Source organism: Fulvivirga aurantia (assembly GCF_009711475.1).
In the GTDB taxonomy this organism is placed as follows: Bacteria; Bacteroidota; Bacteroidia; order Cytophagales; family Cyclobacteriaceae; genus Fulvivirga; species Fulvivirga aurantia.
In genome coordinates, this window is the sequence record NZ_SMMD01000867.1 from 1 (window position 1) to 12,276 (window position 12,276).

General features: G+C 44.5%; 12 protein-coding genes. All 12 read left to right on the forward strand.

Going from position 1 to position 12,276, the window contains the following annotated elements:
• A partial coding sequence (locus E1176_RS13650) for a dihydrolipoyl dehydrogenase family protein (protein ID WP_155211190.1) occupies positions 1-1,282 on the forward strand: 1,282 nt, incomplete at its 5' end.
• Between the two features lie 78 nt (positions 1,283-1,360).
• Positions 1,361-1,732, forward strand: a complete 372-nt coding sequence (locus E1176_RS13655; RefSeq protein WP_155173575.1) for a metal-sensitive transcriptional regulator — start codon at positions 1,361-1,363, stop codon at positions 1,730-1,732.
• Positions 1,733-1,948: 216 nt separating this feature from the next.
• A complete protein-coding gene (locus E1176_RS13660) occupies positions 1,949-2,218 on the forward strand; it encodes a thioredoxin family protein (RefSeq protein WP_155211191.1) in 270 nt (89 codons plus the stop codon).
• A gap of 77 nt (positions 2,219-2,295) precedes the next feature.
• A complete protein-coding gene (locus E1176_RS21500) occupies positions 2,296-2,622 on the forward strand; it encodes a four-helix bundle copper-binding protein (RefSeq protein ID WP_484494458.1) in 327 nt (108 codons plus the stop codon).
• 1 nt (position 2,623) lies between these two features.
• Complete coding sequence (locus E1176_RS13665; protein ID WP_155211192.1) at positions 2,624-3,028, forward strand: hypothetical protein; 405 nt, start codon at positions 2,624-2,626, stop codon at positions 3,026-3,028.
• A 9-nt stretch (positions 3,029-3,037) separates the two neighbouring features.
• Entirely contained in the window at positions 3,038-3,874 is an 837-nt protein-coding gene (locus E1176_RS13670) for a hypothetical protein (RefSeq protein ID WP_246206058.1), read from the forward strand.
• Between the two features lie 18 nt (positions 3,875-3,892).
• On the forward strand, positions 3,893-4,375 hold the full coding sequence (locus tag E1176_RS13675; protein WP_155211193.1) for a heavy-metal-associated domain-containing protein: 483 nt from the start codon (positions 3,893-3,895) through the stop codon (positions 4,373-4,375).
• Between the two features lie 16 nt (positions 4,376-4,391).
• Positions 4,392-4,724 carry a mercuric transporter MerT family protein gene (locus tag E1176_RS21485; protein ID WP_155211194.1) on the forward strand — a complete coding sequence of 111 codons (333 nt, stop codon included), beginning with the start codon at positions 4,392-4,394 and terminating at the stop codon, positions 4,722-4,724.
• Positions 4,725-4,854: 130 nt separating this feature from the next.
• Positions 4,855-5,277 carry an HYC_CC_PP family protein gene (locus E1176_RS13685; RefSeq protein WP_425482583.1) on the forward strand — a complete coding sequence of 141 codons (423 nt, stop codon included), beginning with the start codon at positions 4,855-4,857 and terminating at the stop codon, positions 5,275-5,277.
• A gap of 106 nt (positions 5,278-5,383) precedes the next feature.
• A complete protein-coding gene (locus tag E1176_RS13690; protein ID WP_155211196.1) occupies positions 5,384-9,184 on the forward strand; it encodes an efflux RND transporter permease subunit in 3,801 nt (1,266 codons plus the stop codon).
• On the forward strand, positions 9,181-10,425 hold the full coding sequence (locus E1176_RS13695) for a TolC family protein (RefSeq protein WP_155211197.1): 1,245 nt from the start codon (positions 9,181-9,183) through the stop codon (positions 10,423-10,425). Before E1176_RS13690 ends, E1176_RS13695 begins: the two co-directional genes overlap by 4 nt.
• Position 10,426: 1 nt before the next feature.
• Positions 10,427-12,223 carry an efflux RND transporter periplasmic adaptor subunit gene (locus E1176_RS13700; RefSeq protein WP_155211198.1) on the forward strand — a complete coding sequence of 599 codons (1,797 nt, stop codon included), beginning with the start codon at positions 10,427-10,429 and terminating at the stop codon, positions 12,221-12,223.
• Positions 12,224-12,276 lie beyond the last annotated feature (53 nt).

The following is a 12,276-nucleotide window of genomic DNA, read 5'->3' on the forward strand; positions in this document are numbered from 1 at the left end:
ATGCGCTAAAAAAGGATTAAAAACAGCTGTCACCGACTCACGACCTTATGGGGGTACCTGTGCCCTTCGTGGTTGTGATCCTAAGAAAATTCTGGTGGGAGCGGCTGAAATCATTGATCGAGCCGATAAAATGAGCGAAATAGGTATCTCCGGGGATATTTCGATCAATTGGGAAGACTTAATGGCTTATAAAAACGACTTTGTTTCTAAAATGCCCAAAGGCGTTGAGAAAGGATATGAAAAGACAGGTGTGGAGATGTACCATGGAGCAGCCAGCTTCGAGTCAGAAAACATTGTCCGCATTGGGAATGATCTACTGGAAGGTGGTAAAATCGTGATTGCCACAGGTGCCAGACCAGTGAGGCTTGGTATTACCGGTGGAGATTTACCGATTGACAGTACCAATTTTCTAAACCTGGAAAAGCTTCCTAACCATATCACTTTTATCGGTGGCGGCTATATTGCGATGGAGTTTGCCCACCTGGCTGTTCGGGCGGGCAGTAAGATTACTATCTTCCATCGTGGTGATCGTCCATTGGAAAATTTTGATGAGGATATCGTAGAACATCTTGTCAAGGCCACCAAAGAATTAGGTATTGATTTACATCTTGAAACCGAAGTAATAGGCATTGAAGAAGATGACGATCAATTCAAAGTCATCACCAAATCTCCGAATAGCACAGAGACATATAAGACCAATCTTGTGGTAAATGCTGCTGGAAGAGTTCCTGAACTAGATGGATTGAATCTTGAAAAGGCCAACGTCAATTACAGTAAAAAGGGAATTGAAGTGAATGAATACCTCCAAAGTGAGAGTAACCCTGCAGTTTATGCAGCAGGTGATGCAGCTGATAGCAATGGGCTAAACCTCACGCCTGTAGCCGTAATGGAAGGTCATGCTGTGGCGGCCAATATCATTCGGGGCAATAGCAAAAAACCAGATTACTCCGAAATGCCAAGTGCAGTATTCACCTTACCTACACTGGCTGCTGTGGGTATGACTGAAGAGCAAGCGAAAGGGTCAGGGAAAGAACATCAGGTGAAAAGTGCTTCTGCCTCCAACTGGTATAATGCCAAACGGATTAATGAATCCACTTATGCCTACAAAGTGATTTCGGATAAAGATGGCCACATTTTAGGCGCTCATATCATCGGCCCTCATGCGGAAGAAATGATCAACCTTTTTGCGATGGCTATTCGGGCTAAACTAAAAGTTGCCGATATAAGGAACATGGTCTATTCCTATCCCTCTATGGGGTCGGATATCGGGTCTATGGTTTAAGTGAAATTAAAAAAACATTATCAATTCGTTGTTCACCACCCCGTGAAGAAACGTAGCTTTAATGAAATGTGAAAAAATATGATACCCAAAGACCTAACAAAAGATATAAAGACACGCTTGCAGAGCATCAAAGGCCAGGTGGATGGCTTGATAAAAATGCTGGATGAAGGAAAAGATCCGGAAAAAATTTTACTACAGTTCAAAGCAGCACAAAAAGGGTTGGACAAAGCCCATTATTTATTATTGGATGAAGCTTACCGGAAAGCTCTTGCCATTAAGATTTCAGAAACCGTTGAAGCCTGCCCAGGAAATTGCGGTAATGAAGATCGTATAGAATTTATCCGCCAGCAGTTTCCCCACCTGGAGTTGGATAGCCTTACTCAAAAAATGAAGGAAATAGCAGAGCTAAAGGAACGAATAGGCAATGCAAATGAAAAAAGCGGCTCATAAGCCGTGTCTCTGTATTGCAAGTGTCGGATTTCCACTTAGTATGATCCGGTAAAATCTCCATTTTTCATCGTCATTTTTCTTATCTCAAGAAAAATAAATCAAATTTTGTAGTCATCGCCTCTTGGCGACCACCCCCTCCCTCAGCTTACCTTTGAATTGTTCTTATCCGGAAAGAATCTCAAATCATTTTACAGAACAATTCAAAAGGAGGAAAATATGAAACGTCAAGTAGAAATATTTACGGCTAATTGCCCAGTTTGTGATCCGGTGGTCAGTATGGTAAAAGACTTAGCCTGTGATCAATGTGAAATAACAGTCTATGATCTGGTAAAGCAATGTGAGGATAAAACCTGCTTAAGTCAACTGGAATCTTACGGGATAAAAAAAGTGCCGGCCATAGCAGTCAATGGCAAATTGCTGGACTGTTGCCAGGATCAGGGTATAACCAAAGAAGAACTGATCAAAGCCGGTATCGGCCAGGGATAAAACAATAAGGCACGGCTTATTCATAAAATTTTCTCTGTAGCCGTGCCTGCAGGGAAAGCTTTTATACCAACAAAGTTATGAAACCATTGAACAACAAAATTCTACAATGTATTGACAATTGCAACGAATGCATAACCGCTGCGCGCATCTGTCTGGACCAGCATATGGGTGAACCCGATATGAAAAAATGCCATCAGCTTTGTCTGGATTGTATTGCCCTTTGTACCGCCTGTATCCAAATGCTGGCTTCCCAGTCGGATTATGCAAACAGGATTTGCGCCATTTGTGCCGATCTGTGTAAAGCTTGTGCAGAAGAGTGCGGCAAATTTGACAGTGAAGTGTGCAAGCAGTGTGCAGAAAAGTGTGAAGCTTGCGCGGAAAGTTGTGCTAAGATGGCGGCATAATATGAGAGTCTTAAAATCTCTGAAGCAGGATTTCGTAAGCATAGCATCCTTGTTTACTTCGGTATCTACCTTGTTGTGCTGTGCCTTGCCTTCATTGCTCGTAGCTGTGGGTATGGGGGCCGTTGTAGCTGGGTTGGTATCAGATTTTCCTGCACTGATATGGTTGAGCAAGTATAAGGAGTGGACATTTCTGGTAGCCGGTATTTTGATCGGTTTCAACTTTTGGCTGTTTTACGGCCGAAAGAGCAACCAGGTATGTGAAATAGACGAATTCGGTAATGAAACACCCTGTGATACTGCCGCCCGGTGGAGTAAAATTATTTTATGGATATCCTTTGGGCTTTACGTGCTTGGCTTATTCTCTGCTTACTTGCTGCTTCCACTTCAACAATTTTTAGGGATTTAGAAAGTAAAGATGAAACAAACGATAATAATTATAATAGTTGCCATGATGGCACTTTTAAAAACCTACGCTCAAGGACATGGGCCACTCTACGGACTACAAACGCCAACCTTAGCCAAGGGAGGAGTAGATTTTAATGCTGCTGCCATGAGTCTGGCCACTAAAGATGATCAGTCTTTCATGCTCAGGTATATTTGGTCTTATGGTGTTACAGAAGACCTACAGTTAAACATCACCACACCGACAATGATCAACCGGCTTTCAGATTCGCCAAGGACAAGGGGAAACAGCAACATGCCGGCCAATGGAGATATTGAAGCTTCGGTCTGGTATCGGTTTTTTTCCAATGCATTTGGCGTGGGGAAAAGATTTGAATCTACAGCAATATTAAGTGTTTCTACACCTACTGAGGATACAAGGGGAGGCATCAACGTAAGCAACTCCATTCATGGAGCGATCTCTACCGGATATGCTTCCCGAACCTGGTACGCCTGGGTAGGTGGCGGCTATCAGTATTACTTTGAAGAGGCAGATGATCAGTTGGGAGACTTACCCTACGCAAGTTTGGTCATAGGCTATCGTCCCAACATCTTCATGGGAGACTATCCAAAACCCGACTGGAGGGTATTTGTAGAGTCGCTAGCGGAGTTTCCGGGTGCAAGCATGAATGAAGGCCAAATTTCCCCTATTGATCAAAGAGGAAAAAAAGTAATGATTGGACCTTCATTTCTTGGTCTTTATGGAGCCTGGGGAATATCCTTCGGGGCATTATTTCCAGTCTATCAGGATGTCGTGCAAGGCCCTCAAGAGCGATACAGACTCTCAATGAATATAAGTTATTGGTTGTAACATTAAATAAACAGAAATATGAAAAAGTTAGGAATAATAGTAGTGTTAAGCATTATCAGCTTCTCTACTGCAATGGCTCAGTTGGTCAAAGTAGATCAGGAAGTATTTGGAATGGATTGTGCGCCTTGCGCCTATGGCCTGGAACGCGGGCTCAAGAAAATGGATGGTTTGCAAAGTGTTAAAGTAAGCCTAAACGATGGCAAAGCATATCTTAAGCTAGCTGCTGACAATGATTTGACCTTACAAAAAATTCAGAAAGAAGTTAAGAATAACGGATTTTCAGCTAGAAATGCAGTAGTAACGTTAAATGGTGAATTGGTGAAGAAGGATAATGAGTGGAGTATAAGCGTAAACGGAGAGACATTCAAAATCAGCTCAGATACTCCTGATGACATACTTGCAAAACTTAAGTCCGGAAGGATTAAGCTGAAAGGATGGGTAGAAGATAAAGAGGATGATGAGTTAAATAGTAAATGGAATATTAGGATAACCGAAATCTAATAATTTTAAAATATTTATGAAGAAAAGTGTTTTATTAGGTCTAAGTCTGACTTCTGCGGTAGCCCCCTTCTTTTGTTGCTGGGGGCCGGCTATTGTTGTTGATATTGCCGGTTTTTCGGGCACGGTTACGTGGTTTTCGTGGCTACACCCGATGAGGCCCTATTTATACACACTGGCCTTTTTATCATTAGGGTTTTCATTTTACCAGGCGTATGGTAATAAAAAGAACAATCAAAGTTGTGAGAATTGTAAAAAGACAAAAAATAAAAGTATGCTGAGTCAGGTGTTTTTGTGGATAACAACGGTGGTAGTCATATCCCTCTTTATCCTTAATAATTCAAATATGTAATTTTACAGGGAACAAAATCTTATAACACAAAGTCAAAATTTTGTAAGCGATACAATCAAATGATTCTTCACATTTGCAGGGATATAAGAGATTTGAACAAATCCCAGATTATTCCGTTAATTTGCAATAAGTGAGAAAAGCAACGTCCATATTCCTTTTGATCATCATGCTTTCCAGCAACGCGGGAGTGACTATGGGTACACACCTGTGTGGGGGGATGGCGGTCAAAACTGCTTTAATGCTGGGACATTCCGATTTGGATTGTGGCATGGAGCAAATGGAAATGGACTGTGTAAATTCACCTGAACAAGGAGCTACAAAGCTCACTAAATCCAAATGCTGTGACAATCATTACACTTCTGTAGAATCAGATGATGCTGTTTTCAGCAAAACATCTTTGGGTTCTGTCAATTTTGAATTTCTTGTCGCATTCGCTTACACTTACGCTGGGATTGATCCTTTTGTACAGGATAATTCCACACCCTACACCCACTATTCCCCTCCCTTGCTGAAACAGGACCGGCCGGTATTGTTTCAGTCATTCCTGCTTTAAATCGCATAATTTGATTTCTAAGTCGCAATAGGCTCATCCTTTTGCGCCAAACCCTCATTTCAAGGGTTTGCTGAACTGTTTTGGTTCATTTTCAGAAAATCACATTATGCTTAACAAGATCATTAAATACTTTCTTGAGAACAAATTAGTAACGGTTCTCATCTTAATTGGCTTCGTTACCTGGGGCATTGTAACCGCACCTTTTGGCTGGCAGCTAGGCTCTTTGCCCTCTGATCCCGTGCCTGTGGATGCCATACCAGATATCGGTGAAAACCAGCAGATCGTTTTCACGCAGTGGCCGGGCCGGTCACCTCAGGATATTGAAGACCAGATATCATATCCGCTCACCACTTATCTGCTGGGTATTCCAGGAGTGAAGTCTATCAGGAGTTCTTCCATCTTCGGTTTTTCCAGCATCTTCATCATTTTCAATGAAGACATTGAATTCTACTGGTCACGTTCCAGAATACTGGAGAAGCTCAACTCCCTTCCTTCAGGTTTGCTACCGGATGGAGTACAGCCTGCCCTCGGCCCAGATGCCACCGCTTTGGGACAGGTCTATTGGTACACATTGGAAGGCCGGGACTCTGAGGGGAATCCAACAGGCGGTTGGGATTTGCACGAGATACGTACTGTTCAGGGTTTTTACGTCAAGTATGGTCTCAACGCCACTGAGGGAGTTTCAGAAGTGGCCTCTATTGGAGGCTTTGTAAAGGAATACCAGATTGATGTGAACCCGGATGCGCTGAAAGCCTATGACATTCCACTACATCGGGTGATGCAGGCGGTGCAAAAATCCAATAAAGATGTAGGAGCTAAAACCATAGAGATCAACCAGGCTGAGTATCTGGTGCGTGGGCTGGGCTACATTAAAAACCTGGAGGATATAGAAAAAGCCGTGGTGGCCGTGCAGGATAATGTGCCTGTCAGGATCAAAGATGTGGCAGTAGTAACGCTGGGGCCAGCAACCCGCAGAGGCATGCTGGACAAAGATGGTGCAGAGGTAGTCGGTGGTGTGGTTGTGGCACGTTACGGTTCCAACCCGCTACAAGTAATCAATAATGTAAAGGCTAAGATCAGCGAGATTGCACCCGGCTTACCCAAGAAAACATTAGCAGATGGTACGGTGAGTCAGCTCACCATTGTACCTTTTTATGACCGTTCGGAATTGATTTATGAAACACTGGGTACGCTGGAAGAAGCACTTTCCCTGGAGGTGCTAATCACCATTCTGGTTGTAATTGTAATGGTTTTCAACCTCAGAGCTTCCCTGCTGATTTCCAGTCTTTTGCCGATTGCGGTACTCATGGTCTTTATTGCTATGCGGTATTTTGGTGTGGATGCCAATATCGTTGCGCTTTCCGGAATTGCGATTGCCATAGGTACAATGGTAGACCTGGGGGTGATCTTATCAGAAAACGTCATTAAACATATTGATGAAGCCCCACCCGGTCAGAAGTTGATTGAGACTGTTTATAAAGGCTCTGCTGAGGTAGGTACTGCGATTCTAACGGCTGTTTCCACCACCATTGTGAGCTTTATCCCGGTCTTTACACTTCAGGCAGCCGAAGGAAAATTGTTCAGACCATTGGCATTTACGAAGACCTTTGCCCTGATAGCCGCTTTATTAGTATCGCTTTTAATTCTTCCGGCATTGGCACATTGGTTTTTCGGCATACGGATCAAAAGTGAGAAAATGGCCCGCATCGTCAATGCCGGATTGATACTGATAGGTTTGGCGGTAGCCCTGTTTAAGAGCCTGCTGCTGGGGTTGGTCTTGATCGCTTTTGGATTGATCTGGTTTATCCGAAAATACAGTCCCCGTCAAAACTGGGTCACAGAACATCTTAATCTAATTATTTCGGTGATTGCCGTTACCTGGTTACTGGCCAAATACTGGCTTCCACTGGGGGCTCAGAAAAGTGTATGGGTCAATTTCCTTTTTGTGACCCTGCTGGTTGCTATTATTTTGGGAGGGTTCAGCTTTTTAGAAAAATACTATAAACATGTGCTGACCTGGTGCCTGCACAATAAGGTCAAGTTTCTGATCATCCCCGCTTTGCTCATCCTGTTGGGAGCTAATATTTGGCTGGGCTTCAACTCGGTATTCGGCTTTGTAGCCAAAGGCTTTGACCTGGTAGGGTGGAATATCCGCCCTACAGCGGTGTGGTCTACGATGGTACATACTTTTCCCGGAATTGGTGAAGAGTTTATGCCTTCTTTGGATGAAGGAAGTTTCTTGCTCATGCCTACTTCCATGCCGCATTCGGGTATTGAATACAATAAAAAAGTGGTGGGGCAGCTGGATATGCTGTTGACCAACATTCCTGAGGTGGAGCTTACCGTTGGGAAACTCGGACGCGTTGAATCGGCTCTTGATCCCGCCCCGATTTCCATGTATGAGAATATCATCAACTACAAATCGGAGTACATGGCTAATACCAAAGGCTTTCGCCAGCGCTACCGGGTAGATAATGATGAACGTTTTATCCTGAATTCGGGAGATACGTTGAGCAATGAGCAGGCTTTGCAGGCTGGGGTTTCACAAGCTCAGCTTATCCCGGATGAGGATGGACAATATTTCCGCAACTGGCGTCCTCATATTCAATCGCCCGATGATATTTGGGAAGAAATCGTGAAGGTGACCAAAATACCGGGTGTTACTTCAGCCCCTAAATTGCAGCCCATTGAAACCAGGCTGGTGATGTTGCAAACCGGCATGCGAGCACCTATGGGAATCAAAGTGTACGGGCCTGACCTGAAAACCATTGAAAACTTCGGGATGAAGCTGGAGGGTATTTTAAAAGAAGTTCCCTCAGTAAAAGCAGAGGCCGTTTTTGCCGATAGGATTGTAGGCAAGCCTTATTTGCACCTCAATATCAACCGGGATGAGATCTCTCGGTATGGCTTGAATGTGGAAGACGTACAGCAAACCATTGAGACAGCCATCGGAGGAATGAAAATTACTTCCACCGTGGAAGGCCGGGAGCGCTTTCCAGTTCGTGTCCGTTATCCACGCGAATTGCGAGACGATCCCGAATCTCTGAGCAAAATCCTGATCCCTACGCCCACTGGTGCGCAAATACCCATCGGACAGGTTGTGGATATTGAATATCAGCGTGGCCCGCAGGCCATTAAAAGTGAAGAAACATTCCTTGTGGGCTATGTCCTTTTTGACAAGAGAGATGGGTATGCCGAAGTAGAAGTAGTCAATGATGCACAAAAAGCCATACAAGATCAGATTGATGCCGGAGCGTTAGACGTGCCTTCCGGAATCAGCTATAAGTTTTCCGGCAGCTACGAAAATCAGGTAAGAGCCGAAAAACGACTTTCTATTATCGTTCCACTTGTATTGGGGATCGTTTTCCTGATTCTGTACTTCCAGTTCAATTCTGTAAGCACCTCACTCATGGTGTTTACAGGTATAGCCATGGCATTTGCCGGAGGTTTCATTATGATTTGGCTCTATGGCCAGGACTGGTTCGCAAATTTCAGCCTTTTCGGCACCAATATGAGGGACTTATTTAGGATGCATCCGATTAATCTGAGTGTGGCGGTTTGGGTAGGTTTTATTGCCTTATTTGGCATTGCCACAGATGATGGGGTGTTAATGGGTACTTATCTGGATCAAAGTTTTGATCGGAACAGGACCAAAACGATTCCTGAAATTAGAGAGGCAGTCATAGAGGCAGGTTTGCGTAGAATCAGGCCGGCCGTAATGACTTCAGCCACTACAGTTATAGCACTACTGCCCATATTGACCTCAACAGGTAGAGGTTCAGACATTATGATTCCCATGGCGATCCCGGCTTTTGGTGGAATGCTAGTGGCGGCCGTCACTTACTTTATTGTGCCTGTGCTCTACTGTTGGAGAGAGGAAAGAAAAATCAAAAAATTGGAATCATGAAGAAACTACTGATTATACCTATACTGATGCTTTTTGGTTCTGTGGGATATACCCAGACCTTGGAGCAGTATTTTGAGATAGCAGCAAAGCAGAATCCTGGCTTACAAGCAAACTACAAGGACTTTGAAGCAGCTATTCAGAAAGTGGAACAGGTTAGTGCATTGCCAGATCCTAACTTCTCTTTTGGCTATTTCATTTCCCCGGTAGAAACGAGAGTGGGGCCGCAACAGGCCAGGTTTTCGTTATCGCAGATGTTCCCTTGGTTTGGTACCCTCAAAGCCCAGGGCGATGCTGCCACTTTGATAGCAGAAGCTAAATATCAAGCCTTTTTGGATGCGCGAAATAAGCTCTTCTACCAGATAGCAGCCGCTTATTATCCACTGTATGAGCTCAACCGCTGGATCGCCATAGAGAAAGAGAATGTTGCGTTGCTGGAATCATACAAAGCTATCGCCAATAAAAAGTTTGAAAATGGTCAGGGGCCGATGGTAGATGTGCTAAGGGTAGATATCATGCTCAAGGATGCACAGACCAACCTTGAAATTTTGACTAAGAAAGAAAAGCCCCTGCTGGCAACATTCAACAACCTGCTCAACCGGGACGAAACAGAAGCGGTGGAAGTAGCTGATACGTTGGTGACCTCTACTTTGGCAGAAGGTCATCGGAGAGATTCGCTACTGATACAAAACCCCGCATTGGAAGAACTGGAGCTTAGAATTAAAGCCAGCGAAGCATCAGAAGAGGCTGCCACAAAACAAGGATTGCCTAAAATTGGATTGGGCGTAGACTATGTGCTGGTTGGTGAACGGACGGATCTGCCGGCCGGACAGGCGGGTATGCCAGACAATGGTCAGAATGCTTTAATGCCCATGGTTTCGGTGAGCATTCCCCTTTTCAGAAGCAAATACAAGGCTGCGATAAAAGAGGCCCAGCTCAACCAGGAAAGCTACCGGTTACAGAAGGAAGATTATAGCAATACCCTTGCCTCTAATTATGAAATGGCCTGGTTTGAAATCACCCGGCAGCAGGAGCTACTTCAATTATACGCCTCGCAGGTAGAAGAAACACAGCAGGCTCTAAACCTGCTCTTTACTGCTTATGGCAATTCAGGAAATGAATTTGAAGAAGTGTTGCGCATGCAGCAGCAGTTGCTCAAATATGAAAAAATGCAGGCTACAGCCGAAATGGAGTACGAATTGGCTGTAGCAAGGCTCAATTATTTAACCGCAAAAAAATACTAAAATGAGTACCAATAATAAAATTGTCATTATCGCTATTTCAACCCTGGCTCTGGGCTTGTTGTTGGGCTGGTTGATCTTCGGAGGTTCACCTGATAGCCAGGCGTCAGATGAAACACATACCCACGTAGCTGAAGCAGGAGATCAGGTGTGGACTTGTTCTATGCATCCGCAGATCAGGCAAAATGAACCGGGAGACTGCCCCATATGCGGAATGGATCTCATTCCGGTTTCATCAGAAGAAGACGAAGGTATAGACCCTATGGCGGTATCTATGTCGCCAACAGCCATGCAACTGGCCAGTGTGCGTACTGCGGAGGTAGGAGAAATGGAACCAGCCAAGCAGGTGCGGTTAAATGGAAAAGTACAGGAAGATGAACGATTGGTTTCTTCACAGTCAAGTCACATTCCGGGCAGGATAGAGCGGCTACTGGTCAATTTTACCGGAGAATATGTACGTAAAGGGCAGGTGATTGCCTACATCTACTCACCGGAATTGGTCACTGCCCAGGAGGAGCTTTTTGAAGCGCAAAAAATTAAAAACACCCAGCCTCAGCTTTTCCGCTCGGCTAAAGAGAAGTTGAAAAACTGGAAACTGAGTGAGGCGCAGGTCAACCAAATCCTGGAAAAGGGACAGGCTCTGGAAGAGTTTCCCATTACCGCAGACATTGCCGGCTACGTACTGAATAAAAATGTAAATGTCGGGGATTACATCCAACGCGGAGAACCAATCTACGAAATCGCTAATCTGTCAAGGGTATGGGTACTGTTTGACGTGTACGAGTCGGACATGCCCTGGGTCAATAAAGGTGATGAAGTGAAATTCACCATCCAGTCTTTGCCCGGAGAGGAGTTTGAAGGAAAGATCAGCTTTATGGATCCGGTGATTGATCCAAAGACCCGCGTGGCAAAAGCCAGGGTAGAAATGCCCAACAAAAACAATCAATTGAAACCGGAGATGTTTGCCAGCGGAACGGTTAATGCGCAACTGGAGAACAAAAGCAATGCCTTGGTGATCCCAAAATCTGCCGTGATGTGGACGGGTAAACGCTCGGTGGTATATGTAAAAATTACTACCGACAAAGGCGTACATTTTATGATGCGCGAGGTACGCCTGGGGCCTGGGCTGGGTGAAAGCTACATCGTAGAGTCCGGCCTTGAACGTGGTGAGGAGATAGCTGTGAGCGGTACTTTTAGTATAGATGCAGCGGCTCAACTGGCAGGCAAACCCAGCATGATGAACCCTGAAGGTGGCCCATCTATGTCGGGGCATGATCATGGGAGCATAGAGATGTCGGCCTCTTCTTCAACTTCCGCAGATGAGAAAACAGCAGAAGTGAAACCTGTTTCAATCAGCCGGAAAGCAAAGGATGCACTAAAACCTCTTTATGAGGAATACCTGAAGTTCAAGGATGCGCTGGTGGCTGATAATTTGATTGAGGCTCAGCGTGCGGCAAATGAGTTGAAAGCAAAACTGGAGGCAGTAAATATGTCAATATTTACCGGGGACTCACATGATGCGTGGATGAAGCATAGCAGTGATTTGAAAAGTGCCTTGCAGCACATACAGCATGTGGAAGATATTGAGGCCATGCGTAAAGCATTCCAAGAGATATCAGAAGGAATGATTGACTTGACCAGAGCTTTTAATCCATTAGAGAAAACGCTGTATGTCCAGTATTGCCCTATGGCAGATAGTAACAGAGGAGCCAACTGGCTAAGCACCGAAGAGGAGATTCGCAATCCGTATTTCGGTGAAGCTATGCTTACTTGTGGTGAAGTGAAGTCAACAATCAAATGAACTTAGGGCTAAATAGCCTTACCAAAAACTAAGTAAATAATTTAAAACTTAAA

Bases quoted from the DNA above. Each gene is read 5' to 3' on its own strand.
- E1176_RS13695 (WP_155211197.1), top strand. From the start codon at position 9,181: ATGAAGAAACTACTGATTATACCTATACTGATGCTTTTTGGTTCTGTG.
- E1176_RS13700 (WP_155211198.1), top strand. From the start codon at position 10,427: ATGAGTACCAATAATAAAATTGTCATTATCGCTATTTCAACCCTGGCT.
- E1176_RS13690 (WP_155211196.1), top strand. From the start codon at position 5,384: ATGCTTAACAAGATCATTAAATACTTTCTTGAGAACAAATTAGTAACG.
- E1176_RS13655 (WP_155173575.1), top strand. From the start codon at position 1,361: ATGATACCCAAAGACCTAACAAAAGATATAAAGACACGCTTGCAGAGC.
- E1176_RS13675 (WP_155211193.1), top strand. From the start codon at position 3,893: ATGAAAAAGTTAGGAATAATAGTAGTGTTAAGCATTATCAGCTTCTCT.
- E1176_RS21485 (WP_155211194.1), top strand. From the start codon at position 4,392: ATGAAGAAAAGTGTTTTATTAGGTCTAAGTCTGACTTCTGCGGTAGCC.
- E1176_RS13665 (WP_155211192.1), top strand. From the start codon at position 2,624: ATGAGAGTCTTAAAATCTCTGAAGCAGGATTTCGTAAGCATAGCATCC.
- E1176_RS13670 (WP_246206058.1), top strand. From the start codon at position 3,038: ATGAAACAAACGATAATAATTATAATAGTTGCCATGATGGCACTTTTA.
- E1176_RS13660 (WP_155211191.1), top strand. From the start codon at position 1,949: ATGAAACGTCAAGTAGAAATATTTACGGCTAATTGCCCAGTTTGTGAT.
- E1176_RS21500 (WP_484494458.1), top strand. From the start codon at position 2,296: ATGAAACCATTGAACAACAAAATTCTACAATGTATTGACAATTGCAAC.